This window comes from Candidatus Pelagibacter sp. (assembly GCF_052049935.1).
Lineage (GTDB): Bacteria > Pseudomonadota > Alphaproteobacteria > Pelagibacterales > Pelagibacteraceae > Pelagibacter.
Genome location: NZ_JBNGZA010000007.1, coordinates 32,689 through 53,720 on the forward strand (window position 1 = coordinate 32,689; position 21,032 = coordinate 53,720).

The window sequence follows — 21,032 nt, forward strand, 5'->3', positions numbered from 1 at the left end:
TTTTTATTCGTGAAAAAAGTTATATATCTTTTTGGCAACTTTTTCCTCAACTCCTTCAACTGATTTGATTTCATCTAAACTAGCAGATTCAACTGCTCTTGCAGAGCCAAAGTGATTTAATAAAGCTCTTTTTCTTATTGATCCAATACCCTCAATTTGATCTAAAAGAGACTTGCTTATCCCTTTTTTCCTTTTAGCTCTATGAGCACTTATTGCAAATCTATGAGACTCATCTCTAATTCTTTGTAAGAAAAAAAGAGTAGGGTCATTTCTAGTAAATTTATATTCTTTACCATTATGAAAGAATGTTTCATTTCCGCTATTTCTCATTTTACCTTTAGCAATAGCAATTAATGGAATGTCATGAAGACCTAATTCGTTCAGAGTCTCTCGAGCCACTGAATATTGGCCCTTACCCCCATCAACCATCACTAGATCTGGAAATGATAAATAATTGTCTTTTTCTTGCACTGCTTTTTTAAATCTTCTATTCAATACTTCTCTCATCATTCCATAATCATCTTGTTCATTACCTTTGGTTTTAATATTGAATTTTCTATATCTTTTTTTGATAAAACCTTCTTCTCCATAAGTAATTAAAGCTCCAACGCTGTTTGTGCCTTGAATATGACTGTTATCATACACTTCAATCAAACTTACATTTGTTTCCAAATTAAATTTTTTAGCAACTGAGTCAAAAAGATCTTTATTATTTTGACTTTCATATAGTTTTCTATTTAAACTATCTTTAGCATTTTTAATTGCTTGATGAATAACTTTTAACTTAGAACCTTTTTTAGCCACAGAAATCGTAATTTGTTTATTTTCTTTTTGCGTTAAAGTTTTTTCAATTAAAGTTTTCTCTTTAATTTCTTCTGACAGTATAATTGACGATGGAACACTTTTATTTTCGTAAAATTGAGAAACAAATGAATTAATTATTTCATTCAGACTTTCATCTGGATCATGCTTGGGAAAAAATGCTTGATTGCCCCAATTTTGTTTAGACCTATAAAAAAATACCTGAATACAAGTTTTACCGGATTCTTTATAACCAGCAATTACATCTGCTTCGACTAAATTTGCTTCATTAACTCTTTGAGATGATTGAATTATATTTAGAGATTTTATTCTATCTCTTAAAATAGCTGCTTTTTCAAAATCTAGTTCTTCACTTGCCTTTTCCATTTGATCAGAAAGATTTTTTTGAATTTTTCGAGATTTTCCTGAAACAAACTCAATAGCATCATTGACCGTTTGTTTGTAGTCATCTTCTTTTATATATCCAACACAAGGACCAGAACATCTTTTAATTTGATACAATATACATGGTCTCTCTCTATTTTTAAAAACTGTGTCATCACAAACTCTTAAATGAAATATTTTTTGTATCATTTTGATAGTCCAATTTGCAGAACCAGCAGAAGCAAAAGGTCCAAAATAGAATCCTTCTTTAGTTTTCTTACCTCTATGTCTTTTAATTTGAGACCATTTTTCTTTGTTACCAATATAAATAAAAGGAAAAGATTTATCGTCTCTTAATAAAATATTAAATCTTGGTTTATGTTTTTTGATTAAGTTGGCTTCTAACAATAAGGCTTCACTCTCATTAGAAGTAGTTGTTATCTCCAATTTCCTCGTTTGAGATAACATTCTTTCAGTTCTAATTATGTGATTTTTTTCTGCAACATAACTTTTTAATCTATTTGGTAAATTTTTTGCTTTTCCAACATAAAGAATTTCTTCTTTATCATTTAGCATTCTGTAAACACCAGGCAACTTTGGAATTAAAGGAAGCTCTTTTTTAATGACTTCCTTACCTATATCAGAACTTATCATGACTTCTTTTTTTGGTAATTTGAATACCAACTGAAGAGCATTCTTTAAGGATTTCCAATTTTTCAATTTTTAACATTATCTTTGCAATTCTTTTATCTTTGAATAATTCATCAAAAACTGCTTCTGCTAATGTTTCTAAGAAATTGTAATGTTTCTTTTTAACTAGTTTTGTAATTAATTTTACAATCGTGCCGTAATTTACAATTGATTTAATATCTTTATCATTTGTAGGTTTTTTGTCCTCATAATCTATTTCAAGGCTAAATTTGACTTTTTGAGATTTTTCTTTTTCGAAGTCATAATAACCTAATTTTAAATCTAAAATTAATTCATTAATTAAAATTTTCTTTTCATAATTGAAAAGATTTTTTGTTTTATTAATTTTAACTAATTTTAAGTTATTCTTTTTCATTCTTTTGTCCCGATTATATCTGGAGTTTTCCAATTCATATTTTGTCCACTATCAATAGCTAATACTTGACCTGTAATAGATCTATTTTTGATAAAAAAGTCAACAGCATTACAAATCTCATTAACATCTACTTGTCTTTTGAGAGGTGTTGCTAAATATTGTTTTTTGAAGTGTTTTTCTGATTGTCTGATATTTTTTATAGTTGGCCCTGGCGCAATTCCATTTACTCTTACATCAGGTGAAAGACTCATAGCGCTAGTTTTGGTTAAAGTATAAAGACCTGTTTTACTTAAAGTATAAGAAAAAAAGAATGGAGTAAGTTTAAATACTCTTTGATCAATGATATTAATAATATTGTTATTCCCCTTTTTAATATTTTTACTAAACCCTTTTGATAATAATGCAGGTGCTTTTAAGTTAGTATTAATGTGATTATCCCAACTATTTTTTGTGAAATTATCTAATTTGTCATTCTCAAATAATGAAGCATTATTAATAAGACAATCAAAGTATTTTAATTTCGATTTTGCAAACTTTAATATTTTATTAATATCTTTTTCTTTACTCAGATCACCTTTTACTAAGTAGACTTTTGTATTATTCTTCTCTAATTGCTTTTTTAATATTTCAGCTTTTGTTTTTGACTTATTAAAATGAATTAATATTTCTTTATTTGGACCAGATAATGTTCTTGCTATAGCTGCCCCAATTCTTGTAGCGCCACCTGTAATAATTATTTTCCGTGCTTCCATTTTTTATCTCTTTTTTTTGTAACTTTAGTTCCAGGCATACCTAATGTTGATCTACCTTTTGGATAAAGTTTATTTTTTACATCATATTGCCTGATTTTTGGATTAAGAGTTATTTCTAGCTCTGTACTTTCTAGTTTTCTAATTTCATCTCTAATTTTTGCTGCTTCTTCAAACTCTAAATTAGATGCTGCTTCTTTCATTTTTTTATCAAGAGCTTTTAAATGTTTTTTTAAGTTTCCACCAACATTTGAGCCTTCACTTATTTTTACATAATCTTTTTCATAAACACTTTCTAATATGTCACTAATTTCTTTTTTTACAGATTTAGCATCAATTTTATGTTTTTTATTATATGCAAGTTGAATTTTTCGCCTTCTCTCAGTTTCTTGTATAGCTTTTTTTATACTTTTGGTTTCTTTGTCAGCGTATAAAACAACCTTACCATCAACATTTCTTGCAGCTCTTCCAATAGTTTGAATTAAAGAAGTTTCAGATCTTAAAAATCCTTCTTTGTCAGCATCTAATATTCCAACTAATGCACATTCTGGTATGTCTAATCCTTCTCTTAATAAATTAATACCAACAAGCACATCAAAAACCCCCATTCTTAGGTCTCGCATGATTTCTATTCTTTCAAGCGTATCAATATCTGAGTGAAGATACCTAACTTTTATTCCATTTTCGTGCAGGTATTCAGTTAAATCTTCTGCCATTTTTTTTGTAAGGGTGGTGACTAAAACTCTATGATTGTTTTCTATAACTTGTTTGCATTCATGCATTAAGTCATCCACTTGATTTTTTGCTGGTCTTATTTCAACAGGTGGATCAATCAGTCCAGTTGGCCTTATCACTTGGTCAATAAATTTACCTTTTGTTTGTTCAAGTTCCCAAGGACCTGGTGTTGCAGACACAAAAACAGTTTGAGTTCTCATTAAATCCCATTCTTCGAATTTTAGTGGTCTGTTATCCATACATGAAGGAAGTCTAAAACCATATTCTGCTAATGTACTTTTTCTTGATCTATCACCTTTGTACATACCATTAAGTTGAGGAACTGTTACGTGACACTCATCAACAAAGATTAATGTATTATCTGGAAAATATTCAAAAAGTGTAGGTGGTGGTTCTCCTGGTTTTCTACCTGATAAAAATCTAGAGTAGTTTTCAATACCTGCACAAGACCCTGTTGCTTCAATCATTTCTAAATCAAATTTAGTTCTTTCTTCTAATCTTTGTGCTTCTAGAAGTTTATTTTCAGATCTATGTTTTTTTAAAGTTACTTCTAATTCTCTCTTAATATTTATAATAGCTTGCTCTATTGTTGGTTTAGGAGTTATGTAATGACTATTTGCATACACTTTAACTAAGTTTAGATCTCTAACTTTGTCACCAGTTAATGGATCAAATTCTTCGATTTGTTCTAACTTATCTCCAAATAAACTTAGTCTCCATGCTCTATCTTCTAAGTGAGAAGGGAATATTTCAAGATACTCTCCTCTTGCTCTAAAGGTCCCTCTGTAAAAATTTTGATCATTCCTTTTATATTGAAGAGCAACTAATGATTTAATTAATTGTTCTCTGTTGTAATCGTAATTCTTTTGAAGAGTTAAAGTCATTTTACTATATGCTTCAACCGAGCCTAATCCATAAATACAAGATACACTTGCAACAATTAACACATCATCTCTCTCCAAAAGAGATCTCGTTGCTGAGTGTCTCATTCTATCTATCTGTTCATTAATAGAGGCTTCTTTTTCAATGTAAGTATCTGATCTTGGCACATATGCTTCTGGTGTGTAGTAATCATAGTAAGAGACAAAATATTCAACAGCGTTATCTGGAAAGAAAGTTTTCATTTCCCCATAAAGTTGGGCAGCTAAAGTTTTGTTAGGTGCTAAAATTAATGCTGGTCTATTGGTAGCTTCAATTACTTTTGCCATTGTAAAGGTTTTTCCAGATCCAGTAACGCCTAACAATACTTGATTAAATTCCTCTTTGTTTGCTCCATTAACAAGTTTTTTTATTGCTTCTGGTTGGTCGCCCGCAGGTTTAAAATCAGATTTAATTTTGAATTTTTTTCCACCTTCAAGTTTTCCACTGATTTTCGGGTTTTTACTTTGAATATCTGTAATTAAATCTTGATATGTATTTTCCATATATTAAAGAAGGTAGTAAAATTAATTAATATTTCAATGAGTATAATATCAGACAGTTTAAAAAGAATTAAACCATCCCCAACTATAGCTGTTACTCAGAAAGCAAGAGAATTAAGAGCGGCTGGTAAAGATGTGATAGGTCTTGGTGCAGGTGAGCCTGATTTTGATACACCAGACAATATTAAGAATGCAGCGATAAAGGCAATAAAAAGTGGAGACACTAAATATACAGCAGTAGATGGAACTCCAGCATTAAAAAAAGCTATTGTAGATAAGTTTAAAAGAGAAAATAAAATCAACTATACTACTGATCAAATCACTGTTGGAACTGGTGGAAAACAAGTTTTATATAATGCCTTTATGGCAACCCTTAATAAAGGTGATGAAGTAATTATTCCTGCACCTTTTTGGGTTTCTTATCCTGATATGGTTTTATTAGCAGGTGGAAAACCAAAAATAGTTAAATGTACTGAGCAAGAAGGATTTAAGCTTACTCCTAGTAAACTTAAAAAAGCAATTACAAAGAAAACAAAATGGTTAATTTTAAATTCACCTTCTAATCCAACTGGTGCTGGTTATACAAAAAAAGAAATTCAAAATTTGGCAAAAGTTTTAGTCAAAAATAAAAAAGTTCATATTTTAAGTGATGATATCTATGAACATATCAAGTATGATAATTTCAACTTTTTTACAATTGCACAGATTCCTCAATTAAAAGATAGAACCTTAACAATGAATGGTGTAAGTAAATCTTATGCAATGACTGGTTGGAGAATAGGTTATGCGGCTGGTCCAAAAGATATAATTAAAGCTGTTGGAAAAATTCAATCACAATCTACTTCAAATCCTTCTTCTATTAGCCAGGCTGCAGCTGTTGAAGCACTAAACGGTAACCAAGGTTTTATAAAAAAAAGATCAAAAGCGTTTAAGGAAAGAAGAGATTTTGTGGTGAAAAGCTTAAATGATATTGATGGAATAAATTGTTTAACACCTGAAGGGGCTTTTTATGTTTTCCCTAGTTGCAAGGGATTATTGAATAAAAAGACAGGGTTAAAAACAGATACTGAATTTGTTCAAAAATTACTAGAAAAATCTAATGTTGCAGTTGTTCAAGGTTCAGCATTTGGGTTAGATGGTTATTTTAGGATTTCTTATGCAACATCTATGAAGAACTTACAAAAAGCAATGAGCAGAATTAAATCTTTTTGTGAAAGCCTTAATAAATAGTTTAGTGAGATAAGAATTTCTCAGCTTCCAGAGCCGCCATACAACCCATTCCAGCCGCAGTTACAGCTTGTCTGAAAGTTTTGTCTTTAACATCTCCAGCAGCATAAACTCCTGGTATGTTTGTTTCAGTAGAATCTGGTTTGGTAATTAAATAACCTTCTTTATCCATTTCAAGTTGCTCTTTGAATAGTTGTGTTGCTGGGTCATGGCCAATTGCGATAAATAAGCCATCTAATTTCATTTCTTCAACATTATTCGTTTTTAGGTTTTTAACTTTAATTCCTTTTACATTTTTTGGTTCATTATCACCAATTACATCTTCAACAACAGAATCCCAAATTACTTCTATTTTTTTATTTTCCATCAATTTTTGTTGGAGCATTTTTTCAGCTCTTAATGTATCTCTTCTGTGAATTAATTTTACTTTTGATGCAAATTTAGTTAGGAACATTGCTTCTTCGACAGCAGCGTTACCACCACCAACAACTGCAACTTCTTTATCTTTAAAAAAGAAACCATCACATGTTGCGCAAGCCGAAACACCAAAACCTCTAAACTCTTGTTCTGAATCTAAGTTTAGCCATCTTGCTTGTGCACCAGTAGATATAATTATACTGTCTGCAGTATATTTTTGACCACTATCACCAATAGCTTCAAATGGAGTAGATTTTAAATTTACTGAAGAAATATGATCTTCAATCATTTCTGTACCAACAGCTTTTGCTTGATCTTTCATTTGATCCATCAACCAAGGACCTTGGATTACATCCGCAAAGCCTGGGAAGTTTTCAACGTCTGTAGTTGTTGTTAATTGCCCACCTGGTTGAGCCCCATATACTAAAATTGGTTTCAACATCGCTCTAGCCGCATATACAGCTGCAGTATATCCTGCAGGGCCAGAACCTATAATTAATACTTTTGTGTGTTTAATTGGATTTTCATTCATATGAGAGCTATATAGTTATAAATGACAAAATTAAAAGGCTTATTATTAACTGAAGGCATGCATGGAATGATAAGTCAAGTTGAAGGCCTTGCTAAAGCTTTAGACTTAGATTTTACACACGAGAAAATTGAATTGAGTTCTTTTTGGAAGCTTATTCCACCAAGCCTAACTCCTGTGAAGGACTTTGTTTTCAAAAATAAAATAGATCAAAATTTCAATATTGTTATTTCATGTGGAAGAAAAAGTGTGATTCCATCAATATTTTTAAAAAAAAAATTTGGAAACAAGATAATGAATATTCACATTCAAGATCCAAAAGTTTCATTAAGTAATTTCGATTACATTATTGCACCAGAACATGATGGTTTGATAGGTAGAAATGTAATAACAAGTAAAGGAGCAATTCATTACTTAAGACACAAAGAACTTGATGAAAATGAGCATTATTTAAAAGATAGAATTAAAAAAGATAAATTAGTTACTTTAATAGTGGGTGGACCAAATAAATATTATAATTATGATAAATTAGAAATTGCAAATATTTTTGCAAAAATAGAAAAAAACTTCATTCAAAATGGTTACCAATTAATATTGATACCATCTATGAGAACACCAAAAAATATAGTTGAGATTGCAAAAAACTATTTTGATAAAAATCAAGTAATTGTAGATACCGTAGATAAGAAAGCCTACTTATCTTCTTTAAAATTAGCCGATCATATAGTTGTTACATGCGATTCTACCTCTATGATTTCAGAGTCTGCTATGACTGGCAAACCAATTTATGTGGCTCAAATGAAACCAATTAAAAGTAATTACAGATTTAAAAAATTCTTTGAACTATTTAAATCAATGAAAATTATTAAAGATCTTAATAATACTGTAGAAGATTGGAGTTATGATAAACTTAGTGAAACTGATAGAATATCAAGTTATATAAAAGAACAACTAACTAATTATGACTTTTCTTAACTCAATTAAAAATCATTCAAAAAAACATGAATTTCCGTTTGATCATTGGGAGTATGATAATGCTCTAAGTGATGGAGCTATTAAAGAAATAGTAGAAGCAGATATCCCAGATGTTACTAAGCATAATTTGAATTATGATGGAACAAGAGCTATCGATGGTGGTGCAGCAGAATTTAGAGAAGGGATCGCCTCAGGAGGAAAGGCTATAAAGTTTAGATGTTTTATAACTAAAGAAAATGCAAAAGAGTTTCCAAACTTAGTTGAATTTATTAATGAGCTTCAGTCCAAAGAAACTCATGAAACTATTTCAAAAATGATAAATAAAGATTTATCAAATTCTTATGTTAGAGTTGAAGTAATTTGTGATAGGGAGGGATTTTGGCTTAAACCACACTGTGATATCAAAGAAAAATTACTCTCAGGATTAATTTTTGTTAATAATGTAAATGAGTCTGAAGATCTTGGAACAGATTTTTATAATGAAAAATTAGAAAAAGTAAAAACAGTTCCGTATAAACATAATTATGGATACATGTTTACAAGTGGACCTAATACTTGGCATGGAATGGAAAAGAAAAAAATTGTTAAAGAAAGAAGATGTGTTCAAGTAAATTATGTAACTTTTCCAACAGATTGGAAAGTAAATAGTTAAATATCTTGAAGAGAATTAACTTCTAATTTTTTTGTTTTAAGAGATTTTATTCCTTGTAGACAAGCCATTGCGGTAGACATATTTGTGCAGTAAGGAACTTTATTTTTTAATGTAGCTCTTCTTAGTGCAATCGCATCATTTAATCTATGTTCACTGTTTCCTCCTCCAGTATTGATTACTAAAGCTATTTTTTTAGAGTCCAAAACATCAACAATATGAGGTCTTCCACTACTAACTTTATTGATAATTTTACATTTCATTCCAAATTTTCTTATGTACTCTGCAGTTCCTTTTGTTGCGCATAACGTAAAGTTTAATTTTATTAGTTCCTTAGCAAGTTCAATACCTTCATCTTTGTGTGAGTTTTTAAGTGATATAAATGCCAATCCTTTTGTAGGTAAAGAATTGTATGCTGATATTTGGCTTTTTGCATATGCGATACCAAAGTCTTTATCAAATCCCATCACTTCACCGGTTGATTTCATTTCTGGACCAAGAAGCACATCGCTTTGAGGAAATTTATTAAATGGGAAAACAGCCTCTTTAACTGCGTACATATTTTTAGTTTTTTCTTTCAATGAAAATTTAGATAATTGTTCACCAGCCATAACTCTTGAGGCTATTTTTGCTAATGGCAATCCTTTTGCTTTTGATACGAATGGAACAGTTCTGCTAGCTCTTGGATTAACTTCGATTACATAAATTTCATCTTTTTTAATTGCAAACTGAATATTCATGAAACCTTTTATTTTGAGCGCTAAAGCTAATTTTTTAGTTTGATTTTCAATTTCTTTAACCAAATAAGGTTTAATTGAAACAGGAGGCAAACAGCAAGCGGAGTCACCAGAATGAATTCCTGCTTCCTCTATGTGTTGCATTATTCCAGCTACATAAACTTCTTTACCATCTGAAAGAGCGTCAACATCAACTTCCATTGCATGATCTAAGAACTTATCAATTAATATTGGATTATTTTCTGCAGCTTTAAATGCTTCTAATACAAAATTTTTTAACTGACTTTTGTCATGAACAATCTCCATAGCCCTTCCACCTAAAACATATGAAGGTCTAACCATCAAAGGAAGACCAATTTTTTCTGCGATTTGAATTGCTTGATTATATGTTTTAGCTATACCGCTTTCAGCTTGTTTTAAGTCCAGTTTGTTTAATAGATTTCTAAATCTATCTCTATCTTCAGCTAAGTCTATTGAGGAGTATTGTGTACCTAAAATTGGTAATTTGTTATCGTGTAAAAATTTTGCTAATTTAATCGGTGTCTGACCGCCAAATTGAGCTATAACCCCAATTAAATTACCATTCTCTTGTTCTTTTTTGATTATATTAAATACATACTCTTCTTTAAGAGGCTCAAAATATAATCTATCACTAGTATCATAATCTGTTGAAACAGTTTCTGGATTACAATTCACCATTATGGTTTCAAAACCAGCGTCTTTTAATGAGAAGCTTGCCTGACAACAGCAATAATCAAATTCGATACCTTGTCCTATTCTATTAGGTCCTCCTCCAAGAATAACAATTTTTTTCTTTGAAGATGGATCAGCTTCGCACTCAGTATTTAAAGAAAAATTTCTTTGATAAGTAGAATACATATATGGCGTAAATGATTTAAATTCTGCCGCACATGTATCAACTTTTTTGTATACCGGTAATACTTTTAGGGCCGATCTTCTTTTTCTTATTATATCTTCTGAAGTATTTGTAAGCTCAGACAATTTCTTATCTGAAAATCCAATTGATTTTATTTTATTAAATTCTTCAAAATTTTTTGGTAATCCTTTATTTTTAATTTTATTTTCATTATCAACAATTTCTTTTATTTGCTCTAGAAACCAAGGATCAACTTTTGATAAATTGTAAATTTTTTTAAGATTAATTTTTTTTCTAATTGCTTCAGCAATTAAGAGTATTTTATTTGGAATATTTTCTTTTAATTTTTTCTCAATTTGGCTTTTATTTAAATCAAAAATTCTATCCAAACCAGAAAACCCTGTCTCTAAAGATACCAATGCTTTTTGCAAAGATTCCTTGAAGTTTCTTCCAATGGCCATTGCTTCACCAACAGATTTCATAGATGTACCAAGTTCAGCTGGTGATGTTTGAAATTTCTCAAAAGTAAATCTTGGAATTTTAGTTACAACATAATCAATACTTGGTTCAAATGAAGCTGGTGTAACTTTCGTTATTTCGTTTTTTAATTCATCTAATGTGTAACCAACAGCAAGTTTAGCTGCAACTTTAGCAATTGGAAAACCTGTTGCTTTAGAGGCTAATGCAGATGATCTAGAAACCCTAGGATTCATTTCTATTACAACCATTCGTCCATTTTTAGGATTGATTGCAAACTGAACATTAGACCCACCTGTTTCAACTCCTATTTTTCTCAAGCATGCAATGGAAGCATTTCTCATCACCTGATACTCTTTATCAGTCAATGTCAGAGCAGGGGCAACTGTAACAGAATCCCCTGTGTGAATTCCCATTGGATCAATATTTTCAATTGAACAAATAATAATGCAGTTGTCTTTTCTATCTCTAACAACTTCCATTTCAAATTCTTTCCATCCTTGTAAGCATTCTTCTACTAAAACTTGGCTTACAGGTGACTCATGCAGACCATTAGATACAATTTTGATATAATCTTTTTTTGTTCTAGCTATACCACCACCAAGACCACCAAGAGTAAAAGCGGGTCTAATTATTGCAGGTAAACCAATTTGTTTTAAAGCTTTTGATGCTTGTTTAATGTTATTTACGATTTGTGACTTTGGTAAGTCCAAACCAATATCTAACATATTTTTTCTAAACTTTTTTCTATCTTCAGCATTTGAAATAGCTTTTGAATTTGCTCCTATTAGTTCAATTTTATATTTTTTAAGAATTCCTTTTTTTTCCGCATCCATTGCAAGATTAAGAGCTGTTTGACCTCCCATTGTTGGTAAAATTGCATCTGGTTTTTCTTTTTTAAGAATTTTTTCTAAAACTTCTAAAGTAATCGGTTCTATATAAGTTTTGTCAGCAACATCTGGATCAGTCATAATTGTTGCTGGATTTGAGTTGATTAATATTACTTTATAACCCTCATCTCTTAATGCTTTACAAGCTTGAGTTCCTGAATAATCAAATTCACATGCTTGACCAATGATAATTGGACCTGCTCCTACAACTAATATTTTTTTAATATCTTTTCTTTTTGGCATTTTTTTTCATTGAGTTAATAAATTCTTGAAATAGATAAACACTATCTTGTGGACCAGGATTAGATTCAGGATGGTATTGAACAGAAAAAATTGGTTTGTTTTTTAATTTTATTCCTTCAATTGAGTTATCAAATAAAGATTTGTGAGTTACTTCTATATTTTTGGGTAAACTTTCTTTTATAACTTCAAAACCATGATTTTGACTTGTGATTTCTACTTTATCATGAATAAGATTTTTAACTGGGTGGTTTGCTCCTCTATGTCCCAATTTCATTTTCTTTGTTTTTCCTCCAAGCGTTAAAGCTAAGATTTGATGGCCTAAACAAATACCAAATATTGGTAAATTTTTTTTAATCAAATCTTTTATTATCTGAATTGCGTATTTACCTGTAGCCGCTGGATCACCCGGACCATTAGATAAAAATATTCCACTAGGTTTGAGAGCTAGGATTTTATCAGCTTTAGTATCACAAGGAACAACAGTAACTTTACATTTAAAATCTGAAAAATATCTTAAAATGTTTTTTTTTATTCCATAATCTATAGCTATAACATGATAAGAGTTTTTATTATTTTTCTTAAATCCATCTTCTTTCTTCCATGTTTTAAATCCTTTCCAGATAAAATTTTTCTTAGTACTTACTTCTTTCGCTAGATCTAAGTTTTTTAATCCACTCCAATTAATTGTGTTCCTAGTTAAACTATTAAGATTAAATTTACCTTTTTTTGAATGAGAAATTGTTCCTTTTGGAGCACCTTTATCTCTAATAAAATTAGTTAAACTCCTTGTATCTAAACCTGTTATCCCAACAATTTTATTTTTTTTAAGCCAGTTATCCAAATGAGATAACGCTCTGTAATTTGATGGATCAGTTATCTCTGAATTAATTATTACTCCTCTAGTCCAAATTTTATCAGACTCAACATCTTCTTTATTAGTCCCAACATTTCCTATGTGTGGGAAGGTAAAATTGATTATTTGACCCGCATATGATGGGTCGGAAATTATTTCTTGATATCCAGTAAGAGATGTATTGAAACAAACCTCACCTGTTGCAGTTCCTTGATAACCTAGACCAATACCTTTAAATATTTTTCTATTTTCAAGAACTAAAACGCCTGTGTGTAAATCTGAGATTTTTTTTGAGTTAATTTTTTTTCTTTTTTTTATCAATTACAACTCATGAGTTAAAGGTAATTACAATAATTGAATTATTATCGCAACCGATATGTATTATAAAACTGTGAAAAAACAATTTTTTCTTTTGACCATTTTTATCTTTCAAGTAGATTAAAAAAATTATGTCTTTGAAAGAAACAATCGAAACTGAATATAAAAATGCCCTTAAAGCTAAAGATAAATCTAAAATCTCAACTTACAGGTTAATTTTATCTTCTATTAAGGATTTAGATATCACAAATAGATCAGGCCCGAATAAAAAAGAAACTGATGATGACGATATTAAAAAAGTTTTAAAGAAGATGGTTAAACAAAGAGCCGAATCGATTGAAATATATAAAAAGAATAATCGAACAGATCTTTTGGAAGTTGAACAAAATGAACATGATATTTTAACAAGTTTTTTACCAAAACAATTAAGCGAAGAAGAGACAAAAAAAATCTGTGAGCAAATAATTTCAAAAACTGGAGCCACCTCAGTTAAAGACATGGGCAAGGTGATGGGTGCCCTTAAAAAAGAACATTCTGATGAAATAGATTTTGTAAAAGCAGGCTCTTTAATAAAAGAATTATTAAATAAGTAATGAAATATCCCAAAGAGTACCTTGATGAGATTAAATCAAGATTAAAAGTATCAACTGTTGTTTCAAAAACAGTGGATCTAAAAAAAAGAGGAAAAGAATTTGTTGGCTTATCTCCATTTAAAAATGAAAAAACACCTTCATTTACTGTAAATGATGAAAAAGAATTTTATCATTGTTTTGCTACTTCAGAACATGGGAATATTTTTGATTTTGTAATGAAAACCCAAAATTTAAAGTTTGGTGAAGCCGTTAGATACTTAGCTAATATAGCAGGTATGCAACCTTATATGTTTTCCAAACAAGATGAAGAAAGAGAGAAGAAGTGGAAAGAATATTCAATGATCTATTCACGTTACGTTGATTATTATCATAATGAATTATTAAAAAATGAAACTTATTCTAATGCTAGAGATTATTTAAAAAATAGATCTTTAGGAAAAGAAATTGTAAAAAAATTTAAGATTGGTTTTGTTGATTATAATTCTACTTTTATTGAAAAATTTAAAGATGAATTTAAAGAGAACGCTTTATTAGAAACGGGATTATTTTTCATTGATGATAAAAAAAATAAGTTAGTGGAAAGATTTAGAAATAGAATAATTTTTCCAATAAATAATTTGTCTGGACAACCAATTGCTTTGGGTGGAAGAATAATTGAAAAGAAAGATTACCTAGCAAAATACATTAATTCACCTGAAACAAATTTTTTTAAAAAGGGATCAAATTTATATAATTTAGATGTTGCTAGAAAACTTTCCAATAAGTCAGAGAATATATTTTTGGTAGAAGGATATATGGATGTTGTTGGTTTAAATAAAAATGAAATTGAAAATGTAGTTGCAAATTTAGGAACATCTTTGACTGATAGACAAATTTTAACTTTAAACCAATTTTTTGATGATATTATAATTTGTTTTGATGGTGATGAGAGTGGATACAAAGCTGCTTTAAGAGCAGCAGAAAATTCAATTATAGAATTACAACCCGATAAACAGATTTCTTTTTTATTTTTACCTGAAAATGAAGATCCGGATAGCTATGTTAATAAAAATGGAAAAAGCAGTTTTTTAGATTTTTCAAAAAATAGTAAACTATCAATTCATCAATTTATTTTTAATCATTATAAGCAACAAACAAACAATGATCCTTCATCTTTAGCTATATTTGAAAAAAAATTAAGAAATATTGCAAATAGCATTAAAGACGCGTTAATCAAAAAATATGTATTAGAATACTTTTTAGAGAAAATTTCAGAATTGACACCACATCAATCACAAAAAAAAACAAGATTTACAAAAAAAATTAAATCTTTAGAGGAAACAAAAAAACGTTTTAAAGAAAGCAAACAATTTAGTGGTGCTGAGCTAAAAGAGTTTTCTCTTCTTTATTTAATGATAAATAAATCAAATACTTTTCAGGAAAATATTAGTCTTTTAGATGATGTAAAAATATTTTCAGACGAAAATAAAATAATATTTAATTCTATATTTGAGAAATTAAAACAAGAGGAAAAGTTTAATCTGGAAAATTTAGATCTAGACAATCAAATAGTTGATAGAATAAATCGATTTGCACCAATTAAGCATATACTTAAAAAAAAAATTGATAATGATTTTGAGGTTATTGAAATTCTTGAAGACATAAAGAGAGATTTAAATAATTATGACTTGGAGTTCAGAATCCAAGAATTGGAGTCGAGATTTTCTAAAGATTTTAGTGAAGATACTTTTAATGAGCTAAAAGAGCTTAAAAAAAGACAAAATATCAATTAATTTTTTGAAAATAAATAATGGATTTTTGCTTTTAAGAGATTATATAAGTCTTTCAAATATTTTACTGTGGAAAGAATAATTACTAAATCATTTGCTAGACTGATGGGTCGGGGAACTCATAGAGGGTTTATAACTTACGAAGAGCTAAGTAAATCTCTTGGAAAAAGAAATCTCTCAGATGAAAATTTATCCCAAGCATTTATTCATATATTAGATGAAAATATTTCATTAGTAGAAAAAAAATCAGATTTTAAATCATTAAGAAAAAAAGAGTCGTCTCCAAAAGAAGATGGGAAAACCATTGAAAAAAGTGATGACCCTATAAGAATGTACTTGAGGGAAATGGGAGGTGTTGAACTCCTATCTAGAGAAGGCGAAATTGCAATAGCTAAAAGAATTGAAGCGGGGAAAGATGTGATGTTAATTGCCCTATCTCAAAGTCCCATAACAGCCCAACAATTTTTTGAATGGCATGAAAAACTAAATAAAGATGAAATTTTAGTTAGAGAAATAATTGATATTGATACAAATTATATGGAAGATGAAAACACAGGGCAAAGTGCAAAACAAAAAAATTCTGGCGAAGATGAAAACTCTGAGACAAATGAAGATGATGATTTCAACCCCACGCTTGCTGCGATGGAAACAGAAATTAAACCAAAAGTTTTAAAAACAGTTGAAACACTTACAAAAGAATACACCAAACTTATAAAGTATCAGAAGGACAAACTAGAGTGTGTATTAAATTCAGTTTCATTTTCATCAGCAAAAGAAAAGACTTATGAAAAAATAGTAAATGATATTTTAGAAAATATAAAAACTTTACAATTATCTCCTTCAGTTTTAGAGGAACTTGTTCAAAAACATTATGTAGAAAATAAAAAAATTATTTCTTTAGAAGGTAATTTATTACGTTTGGCAATTGATCAAAAAATATCAAGAAATGAATTTATAAAGTTTTATGTTGGAAATGAAATTAATCCAAATTTGAAAAGTTTTTTAGACACAAATGATGAATGGAAAAAATTCTTTTCTAAACATAAAAATGAATTTAAAAATATAAGAGATAGATTAGTAGAAATCAGTTATAAATTAGGCATGTCTGTAACTGATTTTAAAAAATTAGTTAGCAGAGTTCAAAAAGGTGAAAAAGAATCTAGAATTGCCAAAAAAGAAATGGTTGAAGCTAATCTAAGATTAGTTATCTCAATTGCAAAAAAATATACAAATAGAGGTCTACAATTTTTAGATTTAATACAAGAAGGAAATATAGGTCTAATGAAAGCAGTTGATAAATTTGAATACAGAAGAGGTTATAAATTTTCTACTTATGCAACTTGGTGGATTAGACAAGCAATAACAAGATCTATTGCTGATCAAGCAAGAACAATTAGAATCCCGGTTCATATGATTGAGACAATAAACAAAATAGTTAGAACTCAAAGATTAATTTTAAGTGAGTTTGGTAGAGAAGCAACTCCTGAAGAGTTAGCACAAAAATTAAGAATGCCTTTAGATAAAGTTAGAAAAGTTTTAAAAATTTCTAAAGAACCAGTTTCATTAGAAAAACCAGTTGGAGATGAAGACGATAGTAGTCTTGGAGATTTTATTGAAGATACAAAAGCTTTAGCTCCATTAGAACAAGCAATTAAATCAAACTTGGGAGAGGCTACTACAAAAATATTATCAACTCTCACACCAAGAGAAGAGAGAGTTTTAAGAATGAGATTTGGCGTTGGAATGAATACCGATCATACTCTAGAAGAAGTTGGGCTACAGTTTTCTGTAACAAGAGAAAGAATAAGACAAATAGAAGCCAAAGCATTAAGAAAGTTAAAACATCCTAGCAGATCTAAACAATTAAAAAGTTTCTTAGAAAGTTAATTTGGGCCGTTAGCTCAATAGTAGAGTACTGCATTGACATTGCAGGGGTAGTTGGAGCGTAACCAACACGGCCCACCAACCTTTTAATCAATCTAAAAATTTGTTAATTTAATAAAATATTATAATGCTCAAAAATAACTTTAAAAATAAAAAAGTAGTTTTTGCTGGATGTGCGAGAGATTGTGAAAAGTATTTAGAAAAAACGCTCAATAACTTAAATGATTATGCCTCACTTTTTGAAAAGAGTTATCAAATCATAATTGAAAATGGTTCAAAAGATAAAACTAAAGACATATTAAAATCACAAAAAACTCCTAACTGTTATTACCTGTTTGAAGATGAATTAAATCAATACAGGACAAGAGGTGAAAGACTTGAAAAAGCCAGAAATAAGATAATTGAAAAGATTAAAAGTGAACCCAATCTGAGTAATTGTGATCTATTGGTTATCTTAGATTTTGATGACATGGGAGAATATAAAATCGACAATCAAAATATTTTAAAATCTTTAGAGTTTTTATATTCAAAAAAAAATATTGCTGGAATCTTTGCAAATCAATTAGGTACCTACTACGATATGTGGACATTAAGGGACGAAAAATATTGTAAAAATGATTTTTGGGCAGAAGTACTTCAGAATATTAGTGTAAAAGTTTTACCTACCGAACAAATAACTCCACAAATTTTAAATGAAGTAGGAGATGATTATGTAAAAAAAAAGACCTATTCATTTGATATCAATCAAGATCCAATAAAGGTTAATTCTGCTTTTGGAGGTTTTGGTATTTATAAAATGGAAAATGTTATTAAAAATAAAAAATCTTATGAAGGTACACAAATAATTGACCTAAGATTTAAAGATGACACTATTATTAAAACAAAATTTCAAAAATGTGAGCATGTAAATTTTAATTTAGGATTTATCGATCAAAATTGTGAATTGTACATATTGCCATATTTGATCAATAGAGATTTCATGGATTTAACATTTCCTCCCCATATAGCTCCACAATTTATTATAAAGGATTAAGTAAAAAATTTTAAACACTTGTAAGAATAAGTTTATTAAGATAAATAGTTGCATTATCTATTTTGGGCCTGTAGCTCAGTTGGTTAGAGCAGTACACTCATAATGTATTGGTCCCAGGTTCGAGTCCTGGCGGGCCCACCATAAATAATATATAAAATTTCTTAAAGCGTGAAAAATACAAAAATATTAATTGATGGTAACGTTTTAGGAATGGCTATTCAAAATAGGCTAGCAAGAACTGGAATTTATTTTGTAATAGAAAATATATGTAATAACTTATTACTTAATAAGAATGTAGATTTAAAGATTATATCTGCACCTAATTTTGAAAAAATTCTTCAAACATTTTATAAAAACCATCCATTCTCAAACTGTTTAGAAAAATCAAGTATTAAATTTGGTGAAGAAAAAATAAATTTTCTTATGCCATTTCATCCTGCTGATCAATCTTTATATCAAATCCCTAATTCAAAAATCTTTCAAATTTTTTACGATTTTTCATTTCATTTTTGTCCTGAGTTAAACAAAGAAAATAAAAATTTTGAAAAACAACTGATTAATTCTATAAACGAAAAAACTTATGGATTATGTATTTCAAATAAAACCAAAGATGATTTGTTAAATTTATCAAAAATCTCTAGTGATAAAATTGAAATTTTTTATCCTGGTTTAAGAGATGATTTATATAATCAGATTTTTAATGAAAACAAATTAAATAACAATAATTCTCTTAATTTTCTTAATATCCCAAAAAATGCAAATTATGTCCTTTGTTTGTCAACTATTGAACCTCGTAAAAACTTTTTGACATCTCTTAAAGTTTTTGAGCGAACATTAAATATATTAGAAAAAAAAGATTTATATTTAGTAATAGTTGGCGAAAAAGGTTGGGGAAATTCTTTCTCAGAAATAAAAAAAATTTCAGTAAATTTAAAAGATAGAATTGTATTTACAGGTTATGTTGAAGATGAATATCTTTTTGAAATATATAAGTCAGCGTTATGTTTTCTTTATCCTTCGTTTTATGAGGGTTTTGGCTTACCTCCTTTAGAGGCAGCAGCATTTGGTGTGCCATTAATTTTGTCTAATAGAGGATCATTATCAGAAGTTTTTGGGGAAATAGGACATATTTTTGATCCTTATGATATTGACGGTATGTCAAATACCATTATTCATTTAATAGAAAATAAGAGTAGAGATAATTTTAAAAATAAAAGCAGTATTGAATTCGCGAAAAAATTTACATGGCAAAAAGCTACTGACAAAATTTTAAAATTTATCAATAAAGAAGATGCATATAATTAGTTATCTTTTTTGATTCCTGCCAAGAGTTGTAATAAATGTATTTCTTTTTCTGATAAACCTTTTTTATTCAATTCCCTAATTATTTCAATTTTTAAATTTCTCAGAGCAAAAAAGTTTGTTATTAAAGGCACTAAAGTAAAAATAGCATAATAAAAATAGTTTTTGAAAATTATTATTTGAAATATGCAAATAAATAACCAAGCAAAAGAGATTCCAGTTAAAATAATTTTCTGACTTTTTAGATCCTTAACTTTAATAAAATAAAAGAAAATAAAAGTAGAAAAGCTCATTATCCCCGCGATTAAAAACCACAATGTAATTGATAAGTCAGAAGTTTCTCCACCAACAAAAGTGTCTTCCATGGCTTTTTGGACAAAATATAAGATTATGCCCTTATAAATTGAAAAAATAACGAAAATTAAAGAATAAATACCAGAGACTAAAAAGGCTATTTTTGAATTAATTCTATTCCTTAACACAAAGAATTAAGATTACTCATTAGAGAAGTTCTTTAGATTTTTTAAAAGTGCATCTATGTTTCCATCTGCACCTTGAATAATAGAATTAAATTCCTCTTTTTGGGTTCTAGCTAAACTTAGTCCTTCTATTATTAGATCCCTTATTAATGGTTTGTCTGGATTCTTCGTGTAAATTCTCCATTCAATTTTAATTTCTGGTCTCTTTTCTGTTGCTACTAAAGTGCTCGACACAATTGTATAATTTTCGTTAATTTTTTCTTTTGAATTTACTTCAATAATTGGATTTGAATATTCTGCTAGTCTGCTAGAGAAACTGGTCATAAAATATTCATGAAAAACTTCCGAATATTCTTTAATCTTTTCCTCTGATAAATTTTTTCTATGTTTTCCCAGTGAATAAAAACCTATTCCTTTTATATCAACTGTATCAGCAGCAATTTTTTTTAATTCAACTATCCTCTCATCTTTTGATAAATTTCCACCTAGTGTATCTGCTGCTCTATTAACTGTTGATTGAACAAATACATCTGGTTCTAATCCATGAGCATTAAGATTAAAAAAAGTTGTAAAAATTAATAATGTTAAAATTTTTATAAGTTTATCTCTCATATTTTAATAAAT

General features: G+C 28.8%; 17 protein-coding genes and 2 tRNA genes. 10 read left to right on the forward strand and 9 right to left on the reverse strand.

All coding sequences use genetic code 11. From position 1 onward, the window contains the following. Positions 1-3 precede the first annotated feature (3 nt). The 4 genes from uvrC to uvrB are packed head-to-tail and all read right to left on the reverse strand — an operon-like array spanning position 4 to position 5,159. On the reverse strand, positions 4-1,839 hold the full coding sequence (gene uvrC / locus ACTT90_RS04435) for an excinuclease ABC subunit UvrC (protein ID WP_440937656.1): 1,836 nt from the start codon (positions 1,837-1,839) through the stop codon (positions 4-6). Further along, positions 1,826-2,251: a dihydroneopterin aldolase gene (locus ACTT90_RS04440; protein ID WP_440937623.1), complete on the reverse strand. Its 426-nt coding sequence runs from the start codon at positions 2,249-2,251 to the stop codon at positions 1,826-1,828. The genes uvrC and ACTT90_RS04440 overlap by 14 nt, the downstream gene beginning before the upstream one ends. Next, positions 2,248-3,003 (reverse strand): SDR family oxidoreductase, encoded by a 756-nt coding sequence (locus ACTT90_RS04445; RefSeq protein WP_440937624.1) that lies wholly within the window; start codon positions 3,001-3,003, stop codon positions 2,248-2,250. The genes ACTT90_RS04440 and ACTT90_RS04445 overlap by 4 nt, the downstream gene beginning before the upstream one ends. After that, positions 2,985-5,159 carry an excinuclease ABC subunit UvrB gene (uvrB, locus tag ACTT90_RS04450; protein ID WP_440937625.1) on the reverse strand — a complete coding sequence of 725 codons (2,175 nt, stop codon included), beginning with the start codon at positions 5,157-5,159 and terminating at the stop codon, positions 2,985-2,987. The genes ACTT90_RS04445 and uvrB overlap by 19 nt, the downstream gene beginning before the upstream one ends. 36 nt (positions 5,160-5,195) lie before the next feature. Here uvrB and ACTT90_RS04455 point away from each other — a divergent pair, with 36 nt between their 5' ends. Then, positions 5,196-6,386, forward strand: coding sequence for a pyridoxal phosphate-dependent aminotransferase (locus ACTT90_RS04455; protein ID WP_440937626.1), 1,191 nt, complete (start codon positions 5,196-5,198; stop codon positions 6,384-6,386). 1 nt (position 6,387) lies between these two features. Here the strand turns inward: ACTT90_RS04455 and trxB are convergent, their stop codons facing one another. Then, positions 6,388-7,332: a thioredoxin-disulfide reductase gene (gene trxB / locus ACTT90_RS04460; RefSeq protein ID WP_440937627.1), complete on the reverse strand. Its 945-nt coding sequence runs from the start codon at positions 7,330-7,332 to the stop codon at positions 6,388-6,390. Between the two features lie 21 nt (positions 7,333-7,353). Here trxB and ACTT90_RS04465 point away from each other — a divergent pair, with 21 nt between their 5' ends. Together ACTT90_RS04465 and ACTT90_RS04470 are read left to right on the forward strand one after the other, a co-directional pair. Beyond that, on the forward strand, positions 7,354-8,304 hold the full coding sequence (locus tag ACTT90_RS04465) for a mitochondrial fission ELM1 family protein (RefSeq protein WP_440937628.1): 951 nt from the start codon (positions 7,354-7,356) through the stop codon (positions 8,302-8,304). Beyond that, positions 8,291-8,956 (forward strand): hypothetical protein, encoded by a 666-nt coding sequence (locus ACTT90_RS04470; RefSeq protein WP_440937629.1) that lies wholly within the window; start codon positions 8,291-8,293, stop codon positions 8,954-8,956. The genes ACTT90_RS04465 and ACTT90_RS04470 overlap by 14 nt, the downstream gene beginning before the upstream one ends. Here the strand turns inward: ACTT90_RS04470 and carB are convergent. Next, positions 8,953-12,177 carry a carbamoyl-phosphate synthase large subunit gene (gene carB, locus ACTT90_RS04475; protein WP_440937630.1) on the reverse strand — a complete coding sequence of 1,075 codons (3,225 nt, stop codon included), beginning with the start codon at positions 12,175-12,177 and terminating at the stop codon, positions 8,953-8,955. The genes ACTT90_RS04470 and carB overlap by 4 nt on opposite strands. Further along, entirely contained in the window at positions 12,155-13,351 is a 1,197-nt protein-coding gene (gene carA, locus ACTT90_RS04480; RefSeq protein ID WP_440937631.1) for a glutamine-hydrolyzing carbamoyl-phosphate synthase small subunit, read from the reverse strand. Before carA ends, carB begins: the two co-directional genes overlap by 23 nt. A gap of 128 nt (positions 13,352-13,479) precedes the next feature. Here carA and ACTT90_RS04485 point away from each other — a divergent pair, with 128 nt between their 5' ends. The 7 genes from ACTT90_RS04485 to ACTT90_RS04515 all read left to right on the forward strand — a co-directional run bounded on the left by ACTT90_RS04485 (position 13,480) and on the right by ACTT90_RS04515 (position 19,932). Continuing rightward, positions 13,480-13,941 carry a GatB/YqeY domain-containing protein gene (locus tag ACTT90_RS04485; protein WP_440937632.1) on the forward strand — a complete coding sequence of 154 codons (462 nt, stop codon included), beginning with the start codon at positions 13,480-13,482 and terminating at the stop codon, positions 13,939-13,941. Then, the gene (dnaG, locus tag ACTT90_RS04490) at positions 13,941-15,713 is read left to right on the forward strand and encodes a DNA primase (protein ID WP_440937633.1); all 1,773 of its coding nucleotides are present in this window, start codon (positions 13,941-13,943) and stop codon (positions 15,711-15,713) included. Before ACTT90_RS04485 ends, dnaG begins: the two co-directional genes overlap by 1 nt. 66 nt (positions 15,714-15,779) lie before the next feature. Next, on the forward strand, positions 15,780-17,597 hold the full coding sequence (gene rpoD / locus ACTT90_RS04495) for an RNA polymerase sigma factor RpoD (RefSeq protein ID WP_440937634.1): 1,818 nt from the start codon (positions 15,780-15,782) through the stop codon (positions 17,595-17,597). A 3-nt stretch (positions 17,598-17,600) separates the two neighbouring features. Further along, a tRNA-Val gene (locus ACTT90_RS04500) sits at positions 17,601-17,675 on the forward strand. A gap of 46 nt (positions 17,676-17,721) precedes the next feature. Next, entirely contained in the window at positions 17,722-18,627 is a 906-nt protein-coding gene (locus ACTT90_RS04505; protein WP_440937635.1) for a hypothetical protein, read from the forward strand. A 64-nt stretch (positions 18,628-18,691) separates the two neighbouring features. Next, positions 18,692-18,768 (forward strand) — tRNA-Ile (locus ACTT90_RS04510). A 27-nt stretch (positions 18,769-18,795) separates the two neighbouring features. Continuing rightward, positions 18,796-19,932 carry a glycosyltransferase family 4 protein gene (locus ACTT90_RS04515; RefSeq protein WP_440937636.1) on the forward strand — a complete coding sequence of 379 codons (1,137 nt, stop codon included), beginning with the start codon at positions 18,796-18,798 and terminating at the stop codon, positions 19,930-19,932. On the opposite strand, the gene ACTT90_RS04520 is transcribed toward ACTT90_RS04515, so the two are convergent. After that, entirely contained in the window at positions 19,929-20,294 is a 366-nt protein-coding gene (locus ACTT90_RS04520) for a hypothetical protein (protein ID WP_440937637.1), read from the reverse strand. The two genes, ACTT90_RS04515 and ACTT90_RS04520, sit on opposite strands and share 4 nt — an antisense overlap. A gap of 129 nt (positions 20,295-20,423) precedes the next feature. Continuing rightward, positions 20,424-21,020, reverse strand: coding sequence for an MlaC/ttg2D family ABC transporter substrate-binding protein (locus ACTT90_RS04525; RefSeq protein WP_440937638.1), 597 nt, complete (start codon positions 21,018-21,020; stop codon positions 20,424-20,426). Between the last annotated feature and the right edge of the window lie 12 nt (positions 21,021-21,032).